The following is a 25,732-nucleotide window of genomic DNA, read 5'->3' as shown; positions in this document are numbered from 1 at the left end:
TAGGAACTATTTGATGGGTTTTCCCAGAATTTCTTGGATTTGTGCTTCTGAAAGCATTTCCAACTCAGCTAAGAGTTGGTCTACCTCTTGATCACCACTGGAGGAAATCGATTGAACCGTCACCGGTGAACGATAAAAGGGTGTCGAGGTGAACCGATCCAGATTCTGGAACTGTGCCTCCCATAATTGTTGCATCTCACTACCTGCACTCGACACTCTCGGTTCGATTTTTCTTGGGCTGTCCCCCTGGTTTGAGTTGCTTTGTTGACTTACTGTGGCCAGATATTGGCCAAGGGACTCGATATTGGGATAATCATAAGCCAGTGTAGGAGACAGAGGCACCCCTAACCATTCTTCGAGATCATTAGCTAGTTCGACTGCTGTTACTGAATCTAGACCATAATCAGCAAAAGACTTGCTGATGTTAATAGACCTGGCAGGAAGTTTTGTTTCTCGCGCTAGCCAATCTACTATCCACTTTTGAAGTGTATGGCGGGTTTGCTGAAGGCCGATAGTATTAGTAGTGGGTTCTTTTTCTGGTTTGGTTGGGGCAATCGTTGGCTGTTGCGCCAAGCTCGATTGCCCTACAACTGTCAAGCTATTGTTTAGAAATCCAGCTCGACAAGCATGGCGCTGTACTTTGCCACTGGATGTCTTGGGAATACTATTGGTCTTGAGCAATAACACAGCATAGACTTGAAGCTGGTATTCTTGGGAGATGGCACTGCGGATGGCTTCAACCACTTGATCTACATCTAGTTTCCGCAGGTAATTCCTGGAGACTTCTTGGACAATCACCAATTGCTCAGCCTCTTCCACTTCCACAGAAAAAGCTGCACCATAGGCAGGCCGAAGGGCCCGATGACTAGTTTCTACGGTCAATTCTATGTCTTGGGGATAATGGTTGCGACCCCGGATAATAATTAAATCCTTGAGACGACCTGTTACAAACAACTCACCATCCTGGATAAATCCTAAGTCACCAGTGCGCAGCCATGGTCCTGAACCGGTATCAGCTAGATAGGCATTAAAGGTTTTTTCCGTCACCTCTGGTTGATTCCAATAGCCTTGAGCAACGCTTGGCCCTTTTACCCAAATCTCTCCGACAGCACCGGCTTCGACTTGGGTGAGGGATTGGGGGTGTGCGATCGCAATTTTTTCATTTAACCAAGTCCGCCCACACCCGACCAGGATTCGAGTCGGCACACTACCATTAGACTGACCATTAGACTGACCATTAGACTGATTGAGACGATTTTCTGGCACGGGAACCACTCGATTTTGTTCAAGAGCTTCCCCTTCAAATTCCCTTACCACTGGAGGTTGGTCTTTCAAGCCCCCAGTGACTAATAATGTGGTTTCTGCCATGCCATAACAGGGGTAAAATGCTTCCCGACGGAAGCCACAAGGGGCAAATTTTTGAGCAAATCGCTCTAATGTCGAGGCTCGAACCGGCTCTGCACCAGTAAAGGCCGTTTGCCAACTGCTCAGGTCTAGGGTTTCTAATTGCTTAGCTGTAATTTTCTGCACACACAGCTCATAGGCAAAATTCGGAGCACCACTGGTAGTCACCTGATATTTTGAAATTGCTTTTAGCCAGCGGTAAGGCTTGCGGAGGAAATCTACTGGAGCCATCAGGATGATGGGAAGACCAACATAAAGGGGTTGTAGGATGCCACCAATCAGTCCCATATCATGGTAAGCGGGTAACCAAGATAATCCTCTGCTTTCGGGTGTATCTTGGAAACACTGATTAATCAAAGCTGAGTTATATAGCAAATTCCCGTGGCTAACCATCACTCCTTTGGGTTTACCCGTTGAACCAGAGGTGTACTGTAGAAAAGCCAGGGTGTTGCTTGTTTGGCGCGCGGGCGGTTGTGTCTTGGCGCGCGGGTCACGCGCGACGCGACCCTTAGAGTCCGGGTGCTGCCAATCGGATTCCTGGTGCGTAGGCAGATTGTCAGTAGCCAGCCACTTCAGTTGCTTGTTGGCGGAATTTTCAGCTAGCTGAGTCTCTATTTTCTCTAATAGAGGGGTAGTAGTGAGGGCAAATTTGGCCTGAGCATCTGCCACAATTGCCTCTAGCCTGGACAAATTTTGATTGGAGCGGGGGGGATAAGCGGGAACGGCTAACACTCCCGCATACAAGCAGCCGAAGAAGGCTGTGATAAACTCTAAACCGGGTGGATAGAGTAGCAACGCTCGCTCCCCTTTAGCGTTCTGGTGTAGAAGCTCGGATGCGATCGCTTGGGCTTGGTTGTCTAACTGTTTATGGGTAAGGTAGCGGTCTGGGGTTTCCCCGTTCAGTAGAAATGTATAAATTATCTGATCCGGCTGGTGTATTGCTCGGTAACGTAGCAGGTCCACTAAGGTAGAAAATTTTTGTATATTCTCGCTCATCTGATCTAAACTGTCTTTCATCCCTGCACGCCTTATTTTCACAGCCAAATCGTCGCCCATCCCCTGATCGATAGATTTCTTCAGCCTTTTTCTAGACTACAACAATCGTTTATTATCTATTAAGATGGGCATTATTGGCCAATAGCTTAATGAAATACCAATTCCCCTTAGTCATTGGAGGTAAGCATTCCGCTATCAGCATTCCGCTATCAGCATTCCGCTATCAGCATTCCGCTATCAGCATTCCGCTATCAGCATTCCGCTATCAGCATTCTGTTATCAGCATTCCGCTATCAGCATTCCGCTATCAGCATTCCGTTACCAGCATTCCGCTATCAGCATTCCGCCAAGGACTTGTGTCCACGCTACTTGATGTGATTTTGAATAAAAGAGGTAAGCTAAGGCCAAAGGCAGCGCTACGCGAACGTAAGGTCTGAGTTACGGCTGACGGCTGACAGCTGATTGCTGATAGCTTACGTTTCAGTCATGACTTTCAGCCGAATCAGCTGCTCTCCACTCTCGTCCAAAGGAACTTCAATCACGTCACCCGCTAGACGATCCATACAGGTCAGCAGCAATCGCAAGTGGGGAGTACTTGACCCGGTATCCACATACAATCGGTCTGACAGACTACCTAAACGCTTCCAGGTGGTATAGAGTTTGCCAACAGTCTTTTCTAGTGCCAAGGCTTGTTTCACTAAATCAGCAGCAGTGTTTAAACACTCAAGCCGTAGCGCTTCATCTAAAGCCAGTTCCATATCCAAGGATGTGTGATTGATAGCTTGGACTTGGGCAGATGCATCTAGATACTTGGCTAAGCAACGGGCATCTGAGGTCACGTGTTTAACTGTGTCCACATCTGGGTTAGTAGCAATTGCCTCTTGTAATGGAATCAGGTGGATTTCTGGCAGCTTTTCCATCTCTTTGACCAATGGGGCTAGGTAACTGGATGGGAGACCCCCTTCAGCGGATTTTTCTTTAACTTCCTCTGGTAGTAATTCTGAGGACATGGCAGTCCATTGATCAGATGCCTGTTTGACCTCCCGGCGGGTGATGCGATCGCCTTGTTGAGCTCGTTCTGTCACCAGCTGCTGGACTTCGGGAGCCGACTTAGCTGTTTCCACAAATGCCCGTTTACTGAAGTTATTAATGGCATCATGACTAAGCTGACCCTCGATTAACAGAGTATCGGCACTGTTAGCCAGTTCAATCAGGGAGTAAGCCTGACTCTTGCCGATTTCCCGACTTTTGAGCCAATTTAAAAATCCAGCTCCCCTTCCTTCACCCCCTTTTTTCTCCCTGTCTCTTACTACTCGTAGAATCCGTCCCCGCCAGATATCGGTCTGTAAGTCAAAGCGATCGCATACTCGCCAAGCGTAATCCACTAGCTGTTCAAAGTCGGTTTCCTGAATTTCTTCATCCTCTGGGTCCGGGAGTTGGAAATCCAGATCCATGGGTTCGTTGAGCAGGGCAGCGAGTTCGGCGGTAGAGTCAGGCACTTGCACCATAGGGAAAGATTATCCAGTCACGGTAAACACGATTATTGCACGGTTTCCGAATTATAGGACTGTACGCTACCCCTAGATGAGTGTGAATTTATTGTCTGGCATAATACACCAGATGTATAGGTTATTAGTCGTTAGTCATTAGTTTGGTTGCTTTTAAGATCCGAGTTTGACCGTAAACCTAGTTAATGGGATTTAATGCGATCGCACAACTAGTCTGGAATCTTCTAGGCTACTCAATCACTAAAATTTTTACGCCATCACTAGTTTTTTCAAGCCTTGTAAAAATTTTATTATAATCCTTACTAAGTATTGCTTTTTTACGGCAATTTATCCTCTCATTAACTATTTTTTTTGTCGTAAATTTACATTAACTTAAATCTATTTACGAATATTTATAATAATTATTATAACCTCAATCAATTACATAAATTAATTTTAAGGGCTTACATTGTGCGCCCTTACTCGTCTAATCAGCATCAACTTATAACCGCTATAATGCAAAATAGATAAAATCGAAAAAAGACTACAAAAGACTACTATAGCGTTTCCTAGTAAGCCTGAGGTACATCTAAATTAAATTATTGTTACCTATTTCCTACTCCCTAAAAACCAGTACAAAATTTCCTCACCCACATGTACTTTTATTAAGCCTGAAATAATTGGCAACAAAGGTGGTAAATTATAGCCAACATAGCAAGAGTATGAGAGGTGCATCAAGATGGCTCAAAAGAAAACTACCGACAATAAATTAATCCCAGGGAGCTTGGCATTAGCATTTGCTTTACTCATCGGTGCTGCCTGGTGGGTAACTAACTCTAACTCTCGCTCCTTGCAATTAAACCGTATTAGTACACCACCTATAGAAAATGCCAACTCTTCTACTACATCTTCTACGACAACAGAGAATGCAAGCGAGAATGCTGATGCTCAAACAAACCTTAACCTTAAGGGATTAGGGGATACTGACGGTGGTTATTCAATCCTCAGTAGTGCTAACTTCCGAGACGCTCTGGTTAAGCGGGGGATTGGTTTCAATTATGCTAAAGAGTCAGACCAGGAAGCTCGTGCAACAGCTCTCGGTCAGGAACAAGCTGATCTAATTGGCACTAGCTTAGACCAATTCCTGACTCACAAGCCTAACGGGAAAATAGTTGCTCTGTTGAACCGAACAGAGGAAATAGATGGTACTCAACCCAACTTAGATGTAGTAGTGGCCTCTGAGCGTATCCTGAAATCCAATCCCAAAGAGATAAAAGATTTTGTAGAAACATACTACGACCAGGTAGAGAAAGGTAATCTCACGGATGAAGAAACTGCCAGTAACGGAATGCAGTTTTTTACAGCAACTGAGGCGAAAGATTGGATGAAATCAGGAACTTTTGCAACAATAATAGGGGAAACTGCGGGAGTGTTGGTAGCTTCGGGTAAAGCAAAAGATGTTCCTGTTAATACCACAGAACTGTTTACCGCTAACTATCTGCCCCCAACAGCTGAGCAAAGTATAGCTACAACCCTTCCCACTGATCAGAATCTGCCGGAAGTTGCGGCTCAACCTCAAGTAGATGATTCTACTGAAGCGGATCAAGCGCAGGGATCACAACCGGAAAAAACCGTTCTTGATACAATAGCGAGTGGGGAAACCCCCAAGACCGCGCTCCCTCCCCAAGACCGCGCTGTATCGCTTACTGAAGCAGAACAAAAACCTGACTCTACCGCCACTCAAGTAGCTGAGGCAGATAATAACACTGAGGCTTCAGTTCCAGGAAAAGGTGAGGAAAAGCCAGAAGTTGCGGCTAAATCTGAGGATTCCTCTAACACTGAAGCGGATCAAGCTAAGGAATCAGAACCGGAAAAAACCGTGACTGAACCAGAACAAAAACCTGACTCTACCGCCACTCAAGTGGCTGAGGCAGATGATAAAGCCAAGGAATCGCAACCAGAACAAAAATCTGAACCTAATCGGACTCAAGTGCCAGAGGCAGAGGGACAAAACCCCCAGCCCCTAACTAACTTAGAAGTTTTAGGTGAAGTCAAGTTTGCCAAGGCTTCGTTTCAATTAAGTCCGATACTTTTTAGCTACCAAAATCTACTTTGCAGATTTTAGCCCACTAATGCAAGCTGCTCTCGCAGCCAGGGGGTATCTCCCAAGGCCAAGATAGGTTTTGTTCCGCTCAAGGCGCATAAATCTGTGTTTAATAGAAAACGCAACCACTATCATTAAAGCTTTGGTTTTCGGCTTCAATTCAAGGAACCAGAATGTTTTCAATGACACTAGATTCTTAATCAAAGTCTAACATATTTTTGAAGATACTGCAAGATATTTGTAGAAAATCGTCAACAGTGGCTAGCCCTCCCATCAATTCGTTGTGGAAGGATTAGGTTTCTCTGAACCCCAACCTGGTACTGACCCGACTTCTCCTGTTAACCAACGTACTGTGATTAGTTTGGCACCGATTCAATCGGGCAATTAGTGACAGATCAAGGCTTGCCAAATTGTTGAAGACTTAAGGGTAATTGGTAATTGGTAATTGGTAATTGGTAATTGGTAATCGGTAATCGGTAATCGGTAATCGGTAATCAGTAATCGGTAATCGGTAATTAGTAACTTGCTCAACTATAGTTGATATGATTCTGATATTGAGCAACGCCCAAGCGACCCGGTCAATTACCCTACATTGCCCTTTAACTATTGGTGAATCGACTTTCTCAACCACAACCGACAGATAGTGATCAATCTCGATGGCATGGCAGCCTTGAATTACGCTTTGCCTATTGCCAGGGGAAAACTCAACCTATTCACACCTACGCCAAAGCTCCCTTGAAGGTACAGCGACCGTTTTATCCAGAAGGGCTAGGGGTTTGTCACAGTGTCGTACTTCATACCGCTGGAGGAATGGTAGCACGGGACAGACTGTCTCAAGATATCCACCTGGAATCGGGGACTCATGCTTTAATCACCACTGCTGCTGCTAGTAAAGCTTATGGTAGGGGCACTTCTAGCGCTAGTCTAAGAAACTATAGCACTAATCATGAAAAGCTTAGCAGTAGTCTAAACCAACCAGAAGCTAGACCAAATATCTCTAGCGCTAATCCTAATAACTATAGCGCTAGTATAAAACAGCCAGAAACTAGACAAATCATCCGGATCCAAGTAGAGACTGGTGCTTGTTTAGAATGGTTGCCCCAGGAAACGATTGTATTCAATGGTGCAGTTTACCGGCAGGATTTGCGGGTAGAATTAGCGCCGGGAGCCCGTTGGTTAGGCTGGGAAATTACCCGATTTGGACGGAGTGCTAGAGGAGAAAGGTTTGTGGAGGGAAATTGGCGATCGCATACGGAAGTTTGGCAGCAAGGACATCCCCAGTGGATTGACCGACAATGGTTACCAGCTAGCGAAGCCACCTTCTCTAGTCCTTATGGTTTAGCGGGACAACCAGTGGTAGGAACATTAGTTTTGGTAGGGGAAGCGCTATCATCAGAGATTATCGAACAAGCCAGGGAACTTTGGAATGCTAGGGAGTATGTAGGGGAAGCTGGGGTAACTCAGCTAATGCCAGGATTATTATGCCGCTATCGTGGTGCTTCGACTGAGGAGGTGAGACACTGGTTTACGGAGGTTTGGCAACTGTTGCGCGTTAATCTATTCGGGCGTCCTATTATTAAGCCACGAGTTTGGCCGTTGTAATATCAAAATTGCTACTAACCACAGGATAGGAGAATGCAACTGACACCCCAAGAAAAGGATAAACTACTAATTTTTACTGCCGCCTTATTGGCAGAACGCCGCAAGGAAAAGGGGTTGAAGCTGAATTACCCAGAAGCCGTTGCCTACATTTCTGCGGAAATTTTGGAAGGTGCGAGGGAAGGACGTCCAGTAGCTGATTTAATGAGTTACGGCACTACCCTGCTGACGCGGGATGATGTGATGGAAGGAGTCCCCGAAATGGTGAATGAAGTCCAGGTAGAAGCAACCTTTCCCGATGGGACTAAACTGGTTACTGTACATGACCCAATTCGTTAATCCCACAAAAAGCTTGATAAGTAACTGTTTAACTCATCTTAAATCATCAGAGGATTCACCGGAGTTGACGGAGTTCTTCTGTGAGATGGATAAGTTGGTTTCTGAGGTCATTGATTTGCTCACTGCTCAGTTGTGCAGTTCCTTGATGATCTACGATGTTATTCAGGCTATTCATACAGTCATTAATCGTATAAAGACAGTTATCAACAATCTGGATTCGTTTCGTCAAGATTTCTTTGAACTTAGGCTCATTTGATTCAAGAATCCTATTGTTGTTGGGTTGATATTCATTGAGTTGGAACTTTAAAATGTTCCATAATTGAACTAATGAACGGAGTCCCATAAGCACCAAACAATGGTAAAAAAACTTTAAAAGAAATCAAACACCAGACAAGAAAAATAAAAAAGTATGGATAGTAGTCATGACTAATTTAATATTGCGAATAGTTGCCAAAATAAATTTTTGAATAACCGGCTGCTGATCAAGCAAAATTTTTCCATAATTAGGATATTTTTGGCGATTAGTATAGCTTTAAAAGCAATGTAAGATGTCAGAGTTGACCAAAAAGGAATCATTAACTGTAGAAATATAACCATAAACTATTTAATAAATAAAAATTCAATAACACCTATATAGATTATTCAGAACAGACTATAGAAGTCAGGATTAATTGATTAAAGACTGTGTAAAGAAAAGATAAGCTAGAACAAAAAATATGGTAATGGTAATAGGTAATAAGCAATAAGTAATAGGTGATAAGCAATAAGTAGTAGGTAATAAGTAATAAGTAATAGGTAATAAGTAATAGGTACAAAAAAAAGCAGTTGACAGCCTCCGTGCTAAGATCGCGCAGCTTCATACCCCAGAATCCTAGAGCCATTCAATGTAGACCCCTTATGCCTAGAGCCTAGAACCTTAAAAAAAAACTAAACTCCACTTCCTATATACTTCAGTGTGTAAGTTAAGGCTACAAAAAAATCTAATTCACGAGATAATCAACTAATTCACCAGATAATGAAAAGCTAGTCAGGGTTTAAGGAGTTAGTTAGTGATTCCAGGCGAAATCATTCCCCAAACAGGGGAAATAGAACTCAATGCTGGTCGTACCACCATCAGAGTACGGGTAGCGAATACAGGCGATCGCCCTATTCAAGTAGGGTCTCACTTTCACTTCTTTGAAGTCAACGAAGCTCTCCAATTTGACCGGGAAGCTACTAAAGGCATGCGCTTAAATATTCCAGCTGGCACCGCTATCCGCTTTGAACCGGGAGACGAACGAGAGGTGGAATTAGTCACTCTTGTTGGTAGTCGTCAGGTGTACGGCTTCAATGGCAAAATTAATGGTCAACTTGATCGGTCAACTTGATATTGTCAACTTGATATACAGTTACTATTTTTTTTCTAAAGCAAGCGCTACCCAGAGGTAATCCCAGAGTTTGGCCGAGGGGATAAAATTCCCCATTACCCATTACCCATTACCCATTACCCATTACCCATTACCTATTACCCATTACCCATTACCTATTACCCTTAATCAAGGAGTTGTTGATGAGTTATCGTATGGATCGTCGTGCCTACGCCGAAACTTATGGTCCTACCGTAGGCGATCGCATCCGCTTGGCTGATACAGAACTAGTGATCGAAGTGGAACAGGACTACACCACCTATGGTGATGAAGTTAAATTCGGTGGTGGTAAAGTGATTAGAGATGGGATGGGACAATCCCCCATCTCCCGCGCCGAGGGTGCTGTGGATTTGGTGATCACTAACGCCCTAATCCTGGATTGGTGGGGTATTGTTAAAGCCGATATTGGTATTAAAGATGGCAAAATAGTTAACATTGGCAAAGCTGGAAATCCCTACATCCAGGACAATGTCACTATTATTATTGGTCCTAGCACCGAAGCAGTTGCTGGGGAAGGCATGATTGTCACAGCAGGGGGGATTGATGCTCACATTCACTTTATTTGTCCCCAACAGATTGAAACTGCGATCGCATCTGGTATCACTACTATGATCGGCGGTGGTACAGGTCCAGCCACTGGCACTAACGCCACAACCTGTACTCCTGGTGCTTGGAATATTCACCGGATGCTGCAAGCTGCGGATGCATTTCCTGTGAATCTAGGGTTTTTAGGGAAAGGCAATAGTGCTAAACCCGAGGGATTACAGGAACAAGTGATAGCAGGTGCCATGGGATTGAAGCTGCACGAAGACTGGGGCACTACTCCAGCGGCTATTGATACCTGTTTAAGTGTGGCGGATCAGTTTGATGTCCAGGTGGCAATTCATACCGATACCCTTAATGAAGCTGGGTTTGTGGAAAATACCATTGCTGCCTTCAAAAACCGAGTCATTCACACCTACCACACCGAAGGAGCAGGGGGCGGTCATGCTCCAGATATTATTAAAGTGTGTAGTGAAGCTAATGTATTGCCCTCTTCTACCAATCCTACCCGTCCCTATACCGTTAATACCCTAGAAGAACATCTCGATATGCTCATGGTGTGCCATCACCTAGACCGGGGGATTCCTGAAGATGTGGCCTTCGCTGAGTCCCGGATTCGTCGGGAAACTATTGCTGCTGAGGATATCCTTCATGATTTAGGGGCTTTTAGTATGATTGCCTCTGATTCTCAAGCCATGGGACGGGTGGGTGAAGTGATTATCCGTACCTGGCAGACAGCCCACAAAATGAAAGTGCAACGGGGAGTGTTATCCACCACTACTGGGGAAACTGGGGAAAATGACAATTTCCGAGCCAAGCGTTACGTTGCCAAGTATACGATTAATCCTGCGATCGCTCACGGAATTGCTAATTATGTCGGTTCCATCGCAGAAGGGAAGCTAGCGGATTTGTGTCTGTGGCGTCCAGCCATGTTTGGAGTCAAGCCAGAGATAGTGATTAAAGGTGGTGCGATCGCATGGTCCCAAATGGGTGATGCCAATGCTAGTATTCCCACACCCCAGCCGATTCATATGCGTCCGATGTTTGGTAGTTTTGGTGGTGCGATCGCAGCCACATCCGTTACCTTTGTGTCCCAAGCTGCCTTAGACCAAGACATCCCAGCTCAAATTGGCTTACAAAAATCCGCTGTTGCCGTTTCCAACACCCGCAACTTGAGCAAGACCGACATGAAACTCAACGATGCCTTGCCACAGATTGAGGTCAACCCAGAAACCTATGAAGTCAGAGCTGATGGGGAATTATTAACATGCGAGCCCGCAACGGTTTTACCCATGGCACAGCGTTACTTCTTATTTTGATTAGTTGCTAGTCAATCACTAGAGCATTTTTTAGATTAATGAGGTACACAATATTTTTTTTATGTTGCCTCTTGCCTCTTGCCTCTTGCCTCTTGCCTAAAATTAAAAATGTACCTCACCAAGTTCATGTAGGGTGGGCAGTGGATCAGACAGATTGACCAAGCTTGCCAATCCCGTTGCTAGGCACTGCCCACCCTAGGATTAATGACTGCATCCAATCTCCCTACTCCTGACATCTGGCACCAGTCTCAATCAGCTTGGTTCATGTAGGGTGGGCAGTGGATCAGACAGATTGACCAAGCTTGCCAATCCCGTTGCTAGGCACTGCCCACCCTACGATTAATGACTGCATCCAATCTCCCTACTCCCTACTCCCTACTCCCTACTCCCTAATGTTAAGTTTTCTGCTGACTTGACCAAAGAAGTATCGAGCTAGAGGTATAACTGAGTTCAGTTTGACAAAAAATTTAATGATGAATCTAAGTATTGCAGCAGTACTCTTATACGGCATCTTAGCCCTGATTGGGGGAATCATGGGCTATGCTAAAGCCAAAAGCAAAATATCTCTCATTTCTGGTGTAATTAGCGGTTTATTGCTAATATTTGCTGGAATAATGCAGCTTCAAGAACAACCCTGGGCACAAACCTTAGGGATAGCCGTAGCAGCTGCACTGGTGATTGTCTTTGCGATCCGGCTCGCTAAAACTCGCAAGTTTATGCCAGCTGGACTCATGATCATTGCTGGTGTGGTGTCTCTAGGGGTGATGCTTTATCCAGCTATGGCTTAAAACCATGCTTGGATAGTCCCCCCTGAATGCATTTGATCAACCAGAAAAGCACACCATGGGTTTTTACATACAGATACAGGATAGACTAACCGATAGACGTTCTCTGAGTCTATCCGGTATCTGTGTACATCGGTCTCGTGCTGATAAGTGCAAAATGCCAACAGTCTTAGTCCCTAAACTTCCTTTGAGCTTAGTTTTATTCCTGTCTTAGTTGTTCAGTATAAATCGTATCTATTAATCTTATCTATTAATGGTATGATTGGACTAGAAACCCCTATAGCCTAGGCGGTGCTTTACCTGTAACCTTAGTTATAGTACTACTTATTAGTCAAGTGTCTCTCACCACAGATATCTATTATAACTCAACCAGTCCAGCCATCGCCAGGACTGCTAACGGCACCCGTAACTTGGTTTTTGAAGAATTAGCCGAAGTGAGTCCGATGGCTCAAACTGTTTCTCTAGTGTTCATCAATCCCCAAGAGCCTAGTTATGAGCCTAGTTATTCTTATTTCCAAGAAGTCCAGTTTAACAATCCCATAAATCTGGAAAATGTGGTCAGACCGACAGTCAATTTTCTTGAAAACCCTCAATCTACCCTACCTGTCGAGAATCTCGTTATTGGTGTTGTCCTAATTTCCATCTTCTCTTTCATATTTATGAAGAGTTCTTGAAAGCTGAAAACCCCCGTGCTTGGCGCGGGGAAAAAAGCGACAACTCGATAGTTGACTTGGTCATAGTTGATCTTGATTTAATCTACACCATTGACGCAACGGTTTTTTGATTGACCCTCAACCGTCCACAAACCAGTGCGATCGCATTTCCCTATTCCCTCTTCTGACTTCCCGACTCCCGACTCCCGACTCCCGACTCCCTATTCCCTAATAATCCTGAAGCAACGGTTTTCCCTTGTGCTGCTGCTATGGAGTTCCCCTCCATCATCGCTACAACAATTGAGCCTTGCACAAGCAGTAAAAACTGTCGAGCCAATAATTCAGGATCAGTAATGCCTGTAGCTTGAGCCAGATCGAGAATATAGGCATAAACCGCTTGTTGGTGCTCCAAAGCCGCCTGATAACCTGGGTGATTGGGCTTGGCCAACTCTACAGTAGCGTTAATGAAAGCACAGCCGCGAAAATCTGGAGCCTCAAACCATAATTGAAGCACATCAAAGATTGCTAATAGACGCTCTTTGGGATCTGAACTATGTTGGGCAACAGTTTCTATAAACCAGGCACGCCAGCTCTCGCCCCGCTGTCGTAGGAATGCTTCAATCAGAGCATCCTTCGATTTGAAGTGGTTGTAAAGTGACATCTTGGCCACACCAGACTCGGAAATGATGCGATCAATCCCCACATTCTGAATACCCTCTTTGTAAAAGAGCTCAGAGGCTTTCTCTAAAATGCGATCGCGAACTGGTTTACGAGATGAAGTCAATTTGGTCATGGTTACTGAATCAGATTTGAATAGACAAGTCTGTCTAGTTTAGGCTAACACTTTCCCCTCCTCAGTGTCCTGTGACTATCGGGCACTGCTTAACAAAACTTTACAAAAAAATCAGCGGAAAATCCTTGACTTTATACAGACCTGTCTATTAACCTAAAAATAGACAGACCGGTCTACATAAATGCAGCTTACATAAATAACGGTCTAGATAAATAAGGGGATTTCTGATGGCACGACAATTTACCAATATTGCTTTTACCCCTGGAGTCAAAAACGCTCAAACCCGCTACGGCTCTCGGGAAATTTATGACCAATTCGCCAAACGAGGCATCAGCACAGATACTCTGACTGCTAAAGAAACAGAATTTATCGCTGCACGGGATAGTTTCTATATGGGTACGGTCAACAGTAACGGTTGGCCTTACATCCAGTTTCGTGGAGGGCCCAAAGGATTCCTCAAAGTTCTGGATGATAAAACCTTGGGTTTTGTGGATTTTCAAGGAAATCTGCAATACATCAGTGTCGGTAACTTGTCTGAAAGCGATCGCGTTTTTCTATTTTTGATGGATTACGCTCACCGTCGCCGATTAAAGATTTGGGGAAGGGCTCAAGTTATTGATAACGACCCACAACTGCTCAATCAATTAGCCGATCCTAATTATCAGGCGGAATTGGGACGAGTATTCATAATTAAAGTTGAGGCATTTGACTGGAATTGTCCCCAACATATCCCGATTCGTTATTCAGAAGAAGAATTTGCCCAAATGAAAGCTTCCCTAGAAGCTCGCATTCAAGAGTTAGAGAAACAACTAGCTCAACTTTCTCCCTAAAATTGAAGCTCTCCTCATCTAGTTTGAACTGTAAAAACTAAATCAATTATCACCAAGGAACGTAATCATCATGACTAACCTAAACACCACAATGCACAAAACTATTGAGATTGTTCGCGTAGCGTGGCCTTTTGGCCATGGACTTGATATTTTCTATCGGGAAGCTGGCTCCAAAAACGCCCCTACCATCCTCTTGTTACATGGATTTCCTACTTCCTCCCACATGTTCCGAAATCTAATTCCCGCCCTTGCAGACGAATTCCACCTGATTGCCCCAGATTATCCTGGTTTTGGTGCCAGTTCCATGCCGAAGGTTGATGAATTTGAATATAGCTTTGATAAATTGGCAGATATCGTCGAAAAGTTGACGATTAAATTGGATTTACAACAATACTTTCTCTATGTGATGGACTATGGCGCACCAGTAGGTTACCGTCTAGCTAGCAAATATCCCAACAAAGTGCTAGGGCGTGTCTTCAAACTCGGAGATCCCCCGTTGGTCCCCCTTAAAAAAGGGGGACTTTGAGTATGGCTCCCCCCTTTTTTAAGGGGGGCTGGGGGGGATCATAATCTTGCCGAAAACTTTGAAAACACGCCCTAGGGCTGATTGTGCAGAATGGTAATGCCTATGAAGAAGGTTTGCGAGAGTTTTGGGAACCACTCAAGGCTTACTGGCAGGACAAAACTCCTGAAAATGCTCAAGTTCTAGCGGATTTTCTAACCCTCGAATCGACTAAGTGGCAATACACTAATGGAGTGCGCAATCCAGAAACCATTGCTCCAGACAATTGGTTCCACGACCAATATTTGCTCGACCGTCCTGGCAACAAAGAAATTCAATTGGAACTGTTTTACAGCTATGGTACTAACCCGAGTCTCTACCCACAATGGCAGGAATATTTCCGTCAGTTTCAACCTCCAACCCTAATTGTTTGGGGCAAAGGTGACTACATCTTTCCCGAAGAAGGAGCCCATCCCTACAAGCGGGATCTCAAAAACCTCGAATTCCATATCCTAGATACCGGTCATTTTGCCCTTGAGGAAGATCTAGAGTTGATTGCTAATTACATTCGCAACTTTGTTCGTTCTAATTCCCCTAAGTAGTCAGGAAAATTAGTCCATAATTAGGTATAATGACAGTATAAGTAGTCGGACAAAAATTGTTAGCTCTGTCTAAAGTTTTGTCAACATTGGCAAAACTTTAGACAGAGCTAACAATTAGTCTTAGTTATTTCCCACTACTTAGCTGTCATGAGGTGTAAACCGATAAGAATCGTTGAACTAAATTGGAGGTAAATAGTATGGCCACTCAAACTGTTATTATTACAGGTGGCGCAACTGGCATAGGCTATGCAATTGCTGAAGGGTTTCTGAACACTGGGGCAAATGTAATGATCAATGGCAGAACTCTCTCAAAGCTTGAAAGTGCAGCCCAAAAGCTGAATCAGCCTGATCGCATCCAGATTATAGCAGGGGACATTACTGATCCTACATTCGCTCCTAAAATGGTTACTGAGACCGTTGCCAAGTTTGGTAGAGTTGATGTTTTGATTAATAATGCAGGCATCTTTGCCGTCAAGAACTTCACTGATTACACAATTGACGAGCTCTCACGGTACCTGGGATATGTAAGGGGTACTTTTGCACTAACCCAGGAAACCGTCAAACAGATGAGAAAGCAGGGGGATGGCGGCGCGGTCGTCAACATCAGTACAATACTTGCATTTAATGGGATTAAGGCTTTGCCGTCTTCTGCACCGATTATGGCGAAGGCTGCTATCACAGCAATGGTAAAAAACTTATCTGTGGAGCTAGCAGCAGACAAGATTCGGATTAATGCTGTAGCCCCTGGCATTGTTCTTACACCATTGCTGGGGGAAGTGAACCAAGAAACTGTGGATGATTTGAATCAGCAGCAGCCTCTTGGCAGAGTTGGCACACCGAAAGATATTGCTGATGCAGTGCTGTATCTGGCTAATGCCAATTGGGTTACCGGCGTGATTCTTCCTGTGGATGGTGGGGTTGATGCTGGTGGTGATGGTACTAGCAATCTCAAGCAATAATTAGAGATTCCAACAATAAACATAATGTCAGGAGGTTGCCATGCAGATTCATGCAGATTTAAGTCAACGAGTTGTTGTCTATAGCGAAGAGCTACCTTGGGTTGATTCTCCTATGGCCGGTGTACAGCGTCGGATGTTGGAAAGGGATGGAGAGGAAGTAGCTAGAGCAACCTCTCTGGTTCGCTATGAAACTGGTAGTTTCTTTTCTGCTCATACTCATGGTGGTGGTGAAGAATTTCTAGTTTTAGATGGCATATTTTCTGATGAAAAAGGAGATTATCCCTCTGGTACTTATGTCCGCAATCCCGTAGGTTCAAGCCATACTCCTAAAAGTGAATCAGGTTGTACGATTCTGGTGAAACTATGGCAAATGTCTCCTGACGATCAAGAGCGAGTAGTAATCGATACAACTAACAACTCTTGGGTTCCAGGTTTAGTTAAAGGATTACAGGTAATGCCCTTACATACTCATAGTACAGAGAATGTTGCTCTGGTCAAATGGGAACCTGGAACTGTTTTTAAACACCATAGTCATTTTGGTGGAGAAGAAATTTATGTGATTGAAGGGGTGTTTGAAGATGAACATGGAACTTATCCTAAAGGAACTTGGATACGCAATCCTCATGGCAGTACTCATACTCCCTTTAGTAAAGAAGGCTGTTTAATTTACGTTAAAACAGGACATCTCAATTAATTTCAAATTTCATTTGAATAGTTTAAGTATTCAGCTATCAGCTATCAGCTATCAGCTATCAGCTATCAGCTATCAGCTATCAGCTATCAGCTATTAGCTATCAGTTATCAGCTATCAGCTATCAGTTATCAGCTTTCAGCTAAAGGCTGACGGCTGACGCCTGACGCCTGAATGCTTACCTTTCAGCTTTTGAATAAAACAGGTAAGCATTGGCTTAATCTCTGTTACATCAGCTGACTGCTGAGCACTGAGCACTGAGCACTGACCGCTGAATGCTTACGATAGATTTTATTCCAACCCACTACAGAGGTAATATCATGAAACTCAAAAAACAAAATCTTCAAGAATCCACTGACAAAATTTACGACACGATTATTGTGGGAGGTGGCGCAGGAGGTCTCTCTGCTGGAATCTATCTCCAGCGTTACTTACTCAATACTTTGATTATTGATAAAGGCAAAGCCCGCTCTTTTTGGATGCAGGAACTCCACAATTACTTGGGTTTACCTCCCGATACTCCTGGTCGTTCTGTTCTTAGACAAGGTAAAGAGCATTATTTGTCTATCGGTGGCGATTTAATAGATGATTTTGTTGAAGAAGTAATTGATGAAGGTGAGACGTTTGCTGTACGAGTAAAAGTCGGTCGAAACAATAGTGAATACTATACCTTTCGGGCTAAATACCTGATTGCTGCTAGTGGCATTATTGACTATTTGCCAGCCTTGGAAAATATGCGAAATGTCTATGACTACGCAGGTTATAACCTCCATGTGTGTCTGATTTGTGATGGTTATGAAATGGCTGATAAAAAGGTGGGAGTATTTGCCAGCACGGCAGGTAATGCGGAAGTAGTTTTTCCTCTGGGTTGGTTTACTTCTGAAATTACTTTATTTACCCAAGGATTGTTCGAGGTCAATGATGAATTGCGACAAAAAATACAACAACAGGGTTATGAAATCATAGAAACCCCAGTTGAGCAATTTTTAGGGGAAGACCATCAGATGACTGGAGTAGAATTAACGGATGGTGGAGTAATTGAGTTGGAAGCTGGCTTGATTTCTATGGGCTCCAAATATCATGCCCAATATCTAGACACATTTGATTTGGAGAAGAAGGGAGGGAATCTGGTTACAGATAAAATGGCCCGCACTTCCCATCCTCGTATCTTTGCCATTGGTGATTTAAAGGTAGGACTGAATCAGGTTGTCATTGCTGCTGCCGATGGAGCCTTAGCAGCTACTCAAATTTGGCGGGATATCCGACGTAGTCAGCCTCCTAAAGCTTCTAATACTGATAGGGTTTTGCGGTGATCAGGTTTTAGCAGCTCCAGACCGTGAATGTCTGAGTTTGAGCCAATTTTTCCTTTCCTTCCCCTGCTATATTGTGTTGATGCAGTCGCTTATGAGGAGCGACTGCATTGCTTTTGGAAGTGGTACAATATGTTGTACATTAGTTAGATGGTCTATGAAAATTCTCAGTGCCAGCGAAGCTAGAGCCAATTTGTTTGGCTTGCTCGAACAAGTCAATAAAGATCATTTACCAAGAAAAGCGGGTCTAAAGCCCCTTCCTTCTAGGACGGTTAACTTTCTGGTATAATATTTGATCTGAAGCGACAATCATAAACATGATCATCTATGAGATGAAGCTAGAAGGAACACAATCCCAGTACAGAAGCTTAGATCTAGCTATCCGTACGGGTCGTTTTGTCCGAAATAGCATCATCAAAGCCTGGATGGATGGTAAAATAAAAAGCCGCAATCATGCCTATAGCTACTGTAAGGTATTGTCTGACAATCCTCAGTTTCCTTGGGCAAAAAAGCTCAACTCTATGGCACGACAGGCACATGCAGAAAGAGCATGGTCAGCAATTGAACGATTCTATCAACATTGTAAGCATAAGATACCAGGGAAGAAAGGCTATCCTAAGTTCAAGAAGTATCAAGTCAGAGCATCTGTTGAATACAAAACATCTGGATGGAAACTCTCAGAGGATAGACGCTATTTAACATTCTCTGACAAATTTAATGCAGGTACTTTTAAGCTTTGGGGAAGTCGAAATCTACACTTCTATCAACTCAAACAAATTAAACGAGTTAGAGTTGTCAGAAGACACGATGGGTATTATGCTCAATTTATGATCGACCATCAACGAGAGCAGAAAAAAGAACTAACAGGCCAACAAATTGGGCTAGATCTAGGTTTAAACCATTTCTACACTGATTCATCTGGCGAACAGATAGACAACCCTCGGTTCCTGAGACAAGACGAACGTCGAATTAAGAAACTACAACGTCGATTATCCAGAACTAAGAAAGGAAGTCAAAACCGCAAAAAAGCCAGAAATCGATTAGGTAGAATGCATCTGTTGGTTTCACGCAGACGTAACGATTGGGTTTGTAAATTAGCCCAACACGTCATCCAGTCTAACGACTTGGTAGCAATTGAGAACCTACGGATCCGAAACATGGTGAAAAACCATAAGCTAGCCAAGTCTATTAGTGATGCTGCTTGGTATAGATTTAGAGAATGGTTAGAGTATTTTGGCAAAGTTTATGGAGTTCCGGTTATCGCTGTTGAACCCGCTTATACTTCCCAAAACTGCTCTAATTGCGGTGAGAAAGTTGTTAAAACTTTAAGCACTAGAACCCATAAATGCCATCACTGTGGTTATGTGGCAGACAGAGACGAAAATGCCGCGATTAATATTCTCAAGTCAGCACTTAAGCAACTTTCAAATACCGTCGGGCAGACGGAAATCAACGCCTCTGGAGAGATTGATCTCTGCTTAAATGGGGAAACTCAAGCAAGTAAGTCAGCTCGTAGAAAGAGGAAAGTCTCACAGTGATGTGGGAATCCCCGCGCGTTCACGCCGGGGAGGATGTCAACACGACAAATTACCAGTAGAAAAGGAAATGCTGTTTTGCTGTCTAAAGAGGATTGGGATAGTTTGCAGGAAACCCTTTACTTACAATCGATACCTGGTTTTGTGCAATCAGTAAAAGCAGCAGAACAGGCAGATGATTGGGTATCCGAGGAAGAATTCTTGAAGAATTTAGATGGAATGGACGATTAAGTTTAGTCGCCAAGTACTTAAGGATCCCAAAAAATTGGAGTAGTGGGGGAGAAGTTAACTGTTGACCGTTGACGGTTGGTTCTCAGGGGTTAAGGGACTGGTCGATTAAGAGGAGTAAGGGATAATCCGGTGATCGGTCTGGGGTGAGATCAGCTGCTAGATGTACTGGCAGGACTTCCGGAAAACTGGACTCAAAACGTTATAACTAGTAGGGTGCGTTAATAACGCGCACCTTATTGGTAGAGTTATTTATAGCCTCAATCATACTAATGAAAGAAAAACAGCTGGCTGAATTTTCCTTGTCCGATGGCACTACCTTCCTGGTGGAGGTGGAAGAACCAGAAAGCAACGCCATTGAACGGGTAGCTTTACCCTCTGGGAAGTATGTGCTTAAAGCTCAACAGTCCTTTGAAGAAGCATTGGAAAAGGTTAAACCTGTGGCGTCTACGATTATTTCCAAATTGCGTGACCTTGATACTCCTGCTGATCAAGTAGAGGTGAAATTTGGGTTGACCCTCACTGCTGATGCTGGGGCAATCTTTACCTCTGTCGGTGGTGAAGTTAGCTACGAAATTACTCTGAAATGGTCCCAAGATAAATCTAAATAAGCTTGTAGGGTGGGCAAAAAAAGTTTGGTTATGGGTGAGTATTCTAGATAATAGAACTTTGCCCACCCTACTTTAATTGGTATTTTTTTTTCACGGAAGGTGGGCAAAAAAAGTTTGGTTATGGGTGAGTATTCTAGATAATAGAACTTTGCCCACCCTACTTTAATTGGTATTTTTTTTTCACGGAAGTCCCCTAAATAACTCAATGGCTAACCATAACACTAATTCCTTTGAATTGTTCAAAACCTCTATTAGACCTCTCCAAAAACTTGAAACTTTCTCAGGCACTGCTTTTCAGCGATCAAATTGACCAAGTCAATTTTACGTTGAATTAACGCTATAATAAGCTTAAGAAGCTATTGATGTTAATTTAGCACTAAATTACCTATTACCTATTACCTATTACCTATTACCTATTACCTATTACCTATTACCTATTACCTATTACCTATTACCTATTACCTATTACCTATTACCTATTACCTATTACCTATTACCTATTACCTAAAATCCCGAAATTGTGTACCTCATAGCTATGAGAATTGCTATAGCTGTTCAGTAAGTGTCTCTAACTGGACATCTCAACAACTCATAACCAACTTATATACTACTACCATCACTCAAGCCGAAATTATGTATGGTATTGCTATTTTACCCAGGGTAAGCGCAAGAATCAATAAGCTGTAGCTTATTGAGAAAAAAAGGGGATCATTCTCAACTATTAAACTCTATTGAGAATCAAGTTCTACGAGATTATAGGGGTTTCGAGCCACGATCAACCGATATCCAGCCAATGCACATTATGGGCAATTTTTTCTTGCGCTTACCCTGGCTATTTTACCCCAAGGTAAAAGACAAGATGAACTGCAAAAAGCGGCTAACTTAATGTTTACAGAAGACTTCTCAGGCCGTATTCTTTACTTTGACCAAAAAGCGGCTGTAAGTTTTGCATCAATTGCATGCGAAAGAAAAAAAATAGGACAACCAATTTCTCAAGCCGATGCTCAAATTGCAGCTATTTGTTATAGCCATCATGCTACCCTTGCTACTCGGAATGTTGATGATTTTAAAAACTGTAATATTGCCATTATCAATCCCTGGGACTATAGAGTAACATAACTAAAGTTTTGTAACGTAGGAAACAGGGAATCGGAAATCGGTAATTGGGGGAAAATTATGTGTAATTTATAGTTATTAAAAACGCTTTAGTAGTGCGCAAAAACCATAAATTATGCTTATTAATTTCCCAGAAACAAAAATATTTTAGAGGCCAATTGCTCTATTTACTGTTCCCTGTTCCCTGTTCCCTGTTCCCTAAACAACCATAACTATGTACTTAAACAACTCGCAAAGCGTTATGGAAACCAATCCTCATCCAAAGCTTGTGTGAAATCAATTTCCGCTTCTGGAGGAAGTGTAAACAGTTTAGAAACGGATTTTACCGCACTAGGATGGGCTTTGTTGTAGAAAATTTCCAGTTGAGTACGAAGGCTAGGGCTATCCTCAATAATAGTTTTAATTTGGGCGCGAAAGTTAACCACTTCAGCCGCCCAATGATTCCTGTTTTGTTCTTGTTCAGACTTCCAATAAGCCAGTTTCAGCAAGTGTTCTAAAAGACGGGTTAAAAGACTCAATAATGCTCGTTTTTCACTTTTACCCATGCTTTCAATTTCTTCAATTAAATTATCCCAGTCCACTTCACTAAAATTACGGTTTCGGAGATTTTCTACCGTTTCGTTTATCCATTGATAGTAGTCAGTGTCATAAGAGGTGTAGGTTTTCATGATTTTAGATACTAATGTTATTTCAGATTTTGACGTTGCGTCAGTCTTAGAATGAATAGGAGTAGAGTGGGCAGGATGCCCGCACGAAAATAGTAGAGTGGGCAGGATGCCCGCACGAAAATATATTGAAACTGGCAAGATGCCAGTTCCACGCAAGATGCCCATTCCACAGAGAATCGCCAGCAGCCGTGAATCTATATCATCAGCCACTGCCCACCCTACTGCTGTCATGGATTGGCAGATGCGATCGCGCTTCTAGGCTAACTGTAGTATTTGTGGAGTTGGTAACTCTTTATTAACTTGGCTATAGGCTTACAAATATAAGCGATGGCGGCGTAAAAAAGGAGTATTCCTCTATGGTAACTCTTTCCCCGACTCCCGACTCCCGACTCCCGACTCCCAACTGCCAACTCCCGACTCCCTGTTCCCTTTTTCCATCAATTCTGTATACTTTAGTAGCAAACAAATTTTCTAATTGTTTAATGAACATAGGGATTTTATACACAGGGGGCACGATTGGTTCTGTGCAGGGACCTGATGGGCTGTATCCACTAGATACTGTTGGTTTCCAAAAGGCGTTTGATGAGAATATTTTGCCGATTATTCAAAGTCAATATCCCGATTGTACCATTGGTTATATTGATATCGGGTTTGGTCCGAATAACAGCACTCTCGACAGTACCAACTTGCAGCCGAAAGACTGGTGTACAATTGCGATGGCAATCCTAGAAGCCTACGGCAGCTATCAGGCTTTTATTGTGCTCCATGGCACGGACACCATGGCTTGGACGGCTTCGATACTGTCGTTTTTGATGACGGGGCTGGATAGCGATGGCAACTATAACGCTTTGTTGAGCAAGCCGGTGGTTGTGACTGGGTCCCAACTGCCACTATTTGTAGAGAAAGCGGACTCTTCCTATACTGTACGTTTCAACACCGATGCACTCCAAAACGTCTGTGGTGCCGTAACCTCCTGTTGTGAAGGTGTACCTGAAGTTTGTCTGTACTTTGATTCCACCTTAATGAGGGGCAATCGCACGGTCAAGACCAACGCCAGTGAGTTCAAAGCCTTCTCCACTCCCAACTATCCCAATATTGGGGAATATGGGTTAGAGTTTGACGTGAACAACAAACTCGTGCGCCCCTTGCCCACAGACCCCTCCCTGGCACTCTCTGTCCAGGGCGAGCCTGCTTATGACGCTTTATTGGCTCAACTAACCTACATTAACGATAATATTAACGACACTACCGTTCTTCCCTTTTCCGCTTTCCCCGCCTATTATGATGTCTCTACTGACCCCAATACCAGCGTACTTGGGGATATGCTGGCGGCCTGTATTAATCAGGGAGTAGATGGTTTAATTCTGGAGTCTTATGGGGCAGGGAATTTCCCTTCTGGCAATCCAGACACTCCTGAGAATGGGGCGATTTATAAAACTCTCCAAGAAGCTAATAACAACGGTACGGTGATCGTTGACTGTACACAGGTTCTCAGCGGGATTGTCAATTCCCAGACTTATGCAGCAGGTTCCTGGCTGAGTCAGGTAGGAGCAGTTGGTGCTTATGATATGACCCCAATTGCGGCTGCCAGCAAGCTGACTTACTTAAAGCTCTTAGCTAAATACTATAACTGGGATCAATACAAGATTAAAGAACTGATGATGACCAATCTCGTCGGCGAGATTATGGATGTCAACGTTCTCGATGCCAGAGGAGAAGGCTTCTTAGCGCCGGGAGAGACGATTATGGCTCTTGATGGCACTGCCATTTTGACCAACGAGCCCGGACAGGGTCCAGTCTTAAGTGGCACTAGCTTAGAACAGCCTTTCGTTTTGCTTGAGGATCCCAGCTCTGCCAAGTTGCCCGGTCAATTGCATATGCAAGAAGACGGTCAATTAATCTTCTATGACCGGGACAACCAAGCTGTTTATCAGGCACCGGCGCAACCAGATCCTGACACCCGCTCATCCAAGCTGATCCTAGAAGGTGAAACTACTGATGGTGGCACCAAACTTTATATCCAGAATTACGGCAAAGAGCCTGTCTATATTTATCCCGAACCGATTTCCCCCGAACAGTCCCAGGGTAAGGGCAAACATAAATCCCAGGGTAAGGGCAAGAAGAAATAATATCAAGTCCGCTTGAATATCCATAATTAACGGTAGGGTGGGGAGATGGGGAGATGGGGAGATGGGGGAGATTTTGATTAAGGGGAATTATCCGGATATGATAATTAGAATCGTAGGGTAGGCAGTGGCTAAGGGGATTAGCAAGCTTGGTAAATCTATCTGATCCACTGCCCACCAGGTAATTATCCGGACATGATAATTAGAATCGTAGGGTGGGCAGTGGCTAAGGGGATTGGCAAGCTTGGTAAATCTATCTGATCCACTGCCCACCAGACAGGAACTACGGGATACTCCATCAGGAGACCCTACGGGATTGACTGATCAGGGAACAGATAAAAAATATTGTCTACCTCATTAGGCTAGAAACTGTTTTAGTTGAATTCAAGAGTACAAAATTTATAATCCTAGGGTGGGCAGTGCCTATTAATGGGGACCCTAGCTATTATTATCAGTTTCAAGCACTGCCCACCCTACCTAACTTTTTCGATTGTGATTAATCCTGAGGTGGGCTCAAAACCTTACTTAGTAAGGGCTATGGCGATTATTTTATACTAATTTATCATAGCCACCCTAGGAGAGCCAAAATTGATAATCCTAGGGTGGGCAGTGCTATTAATGCGATCGCTATCTGTTTTTATTGGTTTCAAGCACTGCCCACCCTCCCTAACTTTTTCGATTGTGATTAATCCTGAGGTGGGCAGTGCTATTAATGCGATCGCTATCTGTTTTTATCGGTTTCAAGTACTGCCCACCCTCCCTAACTTTTTCTAGGAGAGCCAAAATTGATAATCCTAGGGTGGGCAGTGCTATTAATGCGATCGCTATCTGTTTTTATTGGTTTCAAGCACTGCCCACCCTCCCTAACTTTTTCGATTGTGATTAATCCTGAGGTGGGCAGTGCTATTAATGCGATCGCTATCTGTTTTTATTGGTTTCAAGCACTGCCCACCCTCCCTAACTATATCAGGTAATAGCTAACGGCTAAACTAAGGAAAAACCTAACCATAAATTACACATAATTTATTTAAAAAAATGGGATACACAATAATTGTAAATAAATGTAATAATAATTAATTATCCCTTGCATTTTTTCAAGTAGTTATGTATAGTATAGAAAGTAGAC

25 protein-coding genes and 3 pseudogenes are annotated in these 25,732 nt (G+C 43.5%); 22 read left to right on the top strand and 6 right to left on the bottom strand.

The window, feature by feature from the left end:
* Positions 1-6 precede the first annotated feature (6 nt).
* Positions 7-2,460 carry an AMP-binding protein gene (locus F6K64_RS12465; protein ID WP_287265498.1) on the bottom strand — a complete coding sequence of 818 codons (2,454 nt, stop codon included), beginning with the start codon at positions 2,458-2,460 and terminating at the stop codon, positions 7-9.
* A gap of 89 nt (positions 2,461-2,549) precedes the next feature.
* On the opposite strand from F6K64_RS12465, the gene F6K64_RS12460 reads away from it, so the two are divergent.
* Complete coding sequence (locus tag F6K64_RS12460) at positions 2,550-2,837, top strand: hypothetical protein (RefSeq protein WP_287265496.1); 288 nt, start codon at positions 2,550-2,552, stop codon at positions 2,835-2,837.
* Positions 2,838-2,873: 36 nt separating this feature from the next.
* Here F6K64_RS12460 and F6K64_RS12455 read toward each other — a convergent pair whose 3' ends face one another.
* Positions 2,874-3,908 (bottom strand): hypothetical protein, encoded by a 1,035-nt coding sequence (locus tag F6K64_RS12455; RefSeq protein ID WP_008179432.1) that lies wholly within the window; start codon positions 3,906-3,908, stop codon positions 2,874-2,876.
* A 718-nt stretch (positions 3,909-4,626) separates the two neighbouring features.
* On the opposite strand from F6K64_RS12455, the gene F6K64_RS12450 reads away from it, so the two are divergent.
* A complete protein-coding gene (locus tag F6K64_RS12450) occupies positions 4,627-6,012 on the top strand; it encodes a hypothetical protein (RefSeq protein WP_287265495.1) in 1,386 nt (461 codons plus the stop codon).
* Positions 6,013-6,375: 363 nt separating this feature from the next.
* On the opposite strand, the gene F6K64_RS12445 is transcribed toward F6K64_RS12450, so the two are convergent.
* Entirely contained in the window at positions 6,376-6,522 is a 147-nt protein-coding gene (locus F6K64_RS12445; protein ID WP_008179427.1) for a hypothetical protein, read from the bottom strand.
* Between the two features lie 78 nt (positions 6,523-6,600).
* Between F6K64_RS12445 and F6K64_RS12440 the strand changes: the two genes are divergently transcribed.
* Both F6K64_RS12440 and ureA read left to right on the top strand, forming a co-directional pair.
* Complete coding sequence (locus tag F6K64_RS12440; RefSeq protein ID WP_008179426.1) at positions 6,601-7,593, top strand: urease accessory protein UreD; 993 nt, start codon at positions 6,601-6,603, stop codon at positions 7,591-7,593.
* A 33-nt stretch (positions 7,594-7,626) separates the two neighbouring features.
* Positions 7,627-7,929 (top strand): urease subunit gamma, encoded by a 303-nt coding sequence (ureA, locus tag F6K64_RS12435; RefSeq protein WP_008179425.1) that lies wholly within the window; start codon positions 7,627-7,629, stop codon positions 7,927-7,929.
* Between the two features lie 55 nt (positions 7,930-7,984).
* On the opposite strand, the gene F6K64_RS12430 is transcribed toward ureA, so the two are convergent.
* Positions 7,985-8,158 (bottom strand): hypothetical protein, encoded by a 174-nt coding sequence (locus tag F6K64_RS12430; protein WP_154659670.1) that lies wholly within the window; start codon positions 8,156-8,158, stop codon positions 7,985-7,987.
* An 820-nt stretch (positions 8,159-8,978) separates the two neighbouring features.
* Between F6K64_RS12430 and F6K64_RS12425 the strand changes: the two genes are divergently transcribed.
* From F6K64_RS12425 to F6K64_RS12410, 4 genes are all read left to right on the top strand, one after another.
* On the top strand, positions 8,979-9,296 hold the full coding sequence (locus tag F6K64_RS12425) for an urease subunit beta (protein WP_008179421.1): 318 nt from the start codon (positions 8,979-8,981) through the stop codon (positions 9,294-9,296).
* 182 nt (positions 9,297-9,478) lie between these two features.
* Positions 9,479-11,197 carry an urease subunit alpha gene (ureC, locus tag F6K64_RS12420; protein WP_044492188.1) on the top strand — a complete coding sequence of 573 codons (1,719 nt, stop codon included), beginning with the start codon at positions 9,479-9,481 and terminating at the stop codon, positions 11,195-11,197.
* Positions 11,198-11,670: 473 nt separating this feature from the next.
* Entirely contained in the window at positions 11,671-11,985 is a 315-nt protein-coding gene (locus F6K64_RS12415) for a TMEM14 family protein (protein WP_008179418.1), read from the top strand.
* 332 nt (positions 11,986-12,317) lie between these two features.
* Positions 12,318-12,656 (top strand): hypothetical protein, encoded by a 339-nt coding sequence (locus tag F6K64_RS12410; RefSeq protein WP_008179415.1) that lies wholly within the window; start codon positions 12,318-12,320, stop codon positions 12,654-12,656.
* A 151-nt stretch (positions 12,657-12,807) separates the two neighbouring features.
* On the opposite strand, the gene F6K64_RS12405 is transcribed toward F6K64_RS12410, so the two are convergent.
* Complete coding sequence (locus F6K64_RS12405) at positions 12,808-13,428, bottom strand: TetR/AcrR family transcriptional regulator (protein ID WP_008179412.1); 621 nt, start codon at positions 13,426-13,428, stop codon at positions 12,808-12,810.
* A gap of 227 nt (positions 13,429-13,655) precedes the next feature.
* Between F6K64_RS12405 and F6K64_RS12400 the strand changes: the two genes are divergently transcribed.
* The 10 genes and pseudogenes from F6K64_RS12400 (at position 13,656) to F6K64_RS12355 (ending at position 21,815) form a co-directional block, all read left to right on the top strand.
* A complete protein-coding gene (locus F6K64_RS12400) occupies positions 13,656-14,258 on the top strand; it encodes a pyridoxamine 5'-phosphate oxidase family protein (protein WP_008179410.1) in 603 nt (200 codons plus the stop codon).
* Between the two features lie 91 nt (positions 14,259-14,349).
* A pseudogene (locus F6K64_RS12395) lies at positions 14,350-14,721 on the top strand (alpha/beta fold hydrolase); the annotation flags it as partial.
* A gap of 137 nt (positions 14,722-14,858) precedes the next feature.
* Positions 14,859-15,362: pseudogene (locus F6K64_RS12390) on the top strand (alpha/beta hydrolase); the annotation flags it as partial.
* Between the two features lie 197 nt (positions 15,363-15,559).
* Complete coding sequence (locus F6K64_RS12385; protein WP_008179403.1) at positions 15,560-16,321, top strand: SDR family NAD(P)-dependent oxidoreductase; 762 nt, start codon at positions 15,560-15,562, stop codon at positions 16,319-16,321.
* A 40-nt stretch (positions 16,322-16,361) separates the two neighbouring features.
* Complete coding sequence (locus tag F6K64_RS12380; protein ID WP_071103306.1) at positions 16,362-17,015, top strand: cupin domain-containing protein; 654 nt, start codon at positions 16,362-16,364, stop codon at positions 17,013-17,015.
* 317 nt (positions 17,016-17,332) lie between these two features.
* Positions 17,333-18,325: an NAD(P)/FAD-dependent oxidoreductase gene (locus F6K64_RS12375; protein ID WP_287265494.1), complete on the top strand. Its 993-nt coding sequence runs from the start codon at positions 17,333-17,335 to the stop codon at positions 18,323-18,325.
* A gap of 314 nt (positions 18,326-18,639) precedes the next feature.
* Entirely contained in the window at positions 18,640-19,860 is a 1,221-nt protein-coding gene (locus F6K64_RS12370) for an RNA-guided endonuclease InsQ/TnpB family protein (protein ID WP_287265492.1), read from the top strand.
* 42 nt (positions 19,861-19,902) lie between these two features.
* Positions 19,903-20,088: pseudogene (locus F6K64_RS12365) on the top strand (type II toxin-antitoxin system Phd/YefM family antitoxin); the annotation flags it as partial.
* Positions 20,089-20,357: 269 nt separating this feature from the next.
* Positions 20,358-20,696 carry a CU044_2847 family protein gene (locus F6K64_RS12360; protein ID WP_071103302.1) on the top strand — a complete coding sequence of 113 codons (339 nt, stop codon included), beginning with the start codon at positions 20,358-20,360 and terminating at the stop codon, positions 20,694-20,696.
* Between the two features lie 774 nt (positions 20,697-21,470).
* On the top strand, positions 21,471-21,815 hold the full coding sequence (locus tag F6K64_RS12355) for a PIN domain-containing protein (RefSeq protein ID WP_438941760.1): 345 nt from the start codon (positions 21,471-21,473) through the stop codon (positions 21,813-21,815).
* 236 nt (positions 21,816-22,051) lie between these two features.
* On the opposite strand, the gene F6K64_RS12350 is transcribed toward F6K64_RS12355, so the two are convergent.
* A complete protein-coding gene (locus tag F6K64_RS12350) occupies positions 22,052-22,480 on the bottom strand; it encodes a DUF29 domain-containing protein (protein ID WP_044494509.1) in 429 nt (142 codons plus the stop codon).
* A gap of 106 nt (positions 22,481-22,586) precedes the next feature.
* Here F6K64_RS12350 and F6K64_RS12345 point away from each other — a divergent pair, with 106 nt between their 5' ends.
* The 4 genes from F6K64_RS12345 to F6K64_RS12330 all read left to right on the top strand — a co-directional run bounded on the left by F6K64_RS12345 (position 22,587) and on the right by F6K64_RS12330 (position 25,580).
* The gene (locus tag F6K64_RS12345; protein ID WP_154659891.1) at positions 22,587-22,739 is read left to right on the top strand and encodes a hypothetical protein; all 153 of its coding nucleotides are present in this window, start codon (positions 22,587-22,589) and stop codon (positions 22,737-22,739) included.
* Positions 22,740-22,836: 97 nt separating this feature from the next.
* Entirely contained in the window at positions 22,837-24,609 is a 1,773-nt protein-coding gene (locus F6K64_RS12340) for an asparaginase (protein WP_081431889.1), read from the top strand.
* Between the two features lie 585 nt (positions 24,610-25,194).
* Entirely contained in the window at positions 25,195-25,380 is a 186-nt protein-coding gene (locus F6K64_RS12335) for a hypothetical protein (RefSeq protein WP_287262781.1), read from the top strand.
* An 11-nt stretch (positions 25,381-25,391) separates the two neighbouring features.
* Complete coding sequence (locus F6K64_RS12330; RefSeq protein WP_131827108.1) at positions 25,392-25,580, top strand: hypothetical protein; 189 nt, start codon at positions 25,392-25,394, stop codon at positions 25,578-25,580.
* Positions 25,581-25,732 lie beyond the last annotated feature (152 nt).

The organism is Moorena sp. SIO3A2 (genome assembly GCF_010672265.1).
In the GTDB taxonomy this organism is placed as follows: Bacteria; Cyanobacteriota; Cyanobacteriia; order Cyanobacteriales; family Coleofasciculaceae; genus Moorena; species Moorena producens.
The sequence above is the reverse complement of the archived record's forward strand: the minus strand, read 5'-3'. Positions and strand labels throughout refer to the sequence as shown.

Excerpts from the sequence above, each read along its gene's own strand:
- F6K64_RS12380 (WP_071103306.1), top strand. The coding sequence starts at position 16,362 with ATGCAGATTCATGCAGATTTAAGTCAACGAGTTGTTGTCTATAGCGAA.
- F6K64_RS12350 (WP_044494509.1), bottom strand. The coding sequence starts at position 22,480 with ATGAAAACCTACACCTCTTATGACACTGACTACTATCAATGGATAAAC.
- F6K64_RS12345 (WP_154659891.1), top strand. The coding sequence starts at position 22,587 with ATGCCCGCACGAAAATATATTGAAACTGGCAAGATGCCAGTTCCACGC.
- F6K64_RS12450 (WP_287265495.1), top strand. The coding sequence starts at position 4,627 with ATGGCTCAAAAGAAAACTACCGACAATAAATTAATCCCAGGGAGCTTG.
- F6K64_RS12460 (WP_287265496.1), top strand. The coding sequence starts at position 2,550 with ATGAAATACCAATTCCCCTTAGTCATTGGAGGTAAGCATTCCGCTATC.
- F6K64_RS12465 (WP_287265498.1), bottom strand. The coding sequence starts at position 2,460 with ATGGGCGACGATTTGGCTGTGAAAATAAGGCGTGCAGGGATGAAAGAC.
- F6K64_RS12340 (WP_081431889.1), top strand. The coding sequence starts at position 22,837 with ATGGTAACTCTTTCCCCGACTCCCGACTCCCGACTCCCGACTCCCAAC.
- F6K64_RS12400 (WP_008179410.1), top strand. The coding sequence starts at position 13,656 with ATGGCACGACAATTTACCAATATTGCTTTTACCCCTGGAGTCAAAAAC.
- F6K64_RS12405 (WP_008179412.1), bottom strand. The coding sequence starts at position 13,428 with ATGACCAAATTGACTTCATCTCGTAAACCAGTTCGCGATCGCATTTTA.
- F6K64_RS12360 (WP_071103302.1), top strand. The coding sequence starts at position 20,358 with ATGAAAGAAAAACAGCTGGCTGAATTTTCCTTGTCCGATGGCACTACC.
- F6K64_RS12370 (WP_287265492.1), top strand. The coding sequence starts at position 18,640 with ATGATCATCTATGAGATGAAGCTAGAAGGAACACAATCCCAGTACAGA.
- ureA (WP_008179425.1), top strand. The coding sequence starts at position 7,627 with ATGCAACTGACACCCCAAGAAAAGGATAAACTACTAATTTTTACTGCC.
- F6K64_RS12385 (WP_008179403.1), top strand. The coding sequence starts at position 15,560 with ATGGCCACTCAAACTGTTATTATTACAGGTGGCGCAACTGGCATAGGC.
- F6K64_RS12415 (WP_008179418.1), top strand. The coding sequence starts at position 11,671 with ATGAATCTAAGTATTGCAGCAGTACTCTTATACGGCATCTTAGCCCTG.
- F6K64_RS12455 (WP_008179432.1), bottom strand. The coding sequence starts at position 3,908 with ATGGTGCAAGTGCCTGACTCTACCGCCGAACTCGCTGCCCTGCTCAAC.
- ureC (WP_044492188.1), top strand. The coding sequence starts at position 9,479 with ATGAGTTATCGTATGGATCGTCGTGCCTACGCCGAAACTTATGGTCCT.
- F6K64_RS12375 (WP_287265494.1), top strand. The coding sequence starts at position 17,333 with ATGAAACTCAAAAAACAAAATCTTCAAGAATCCACTGACAAAATTTAC.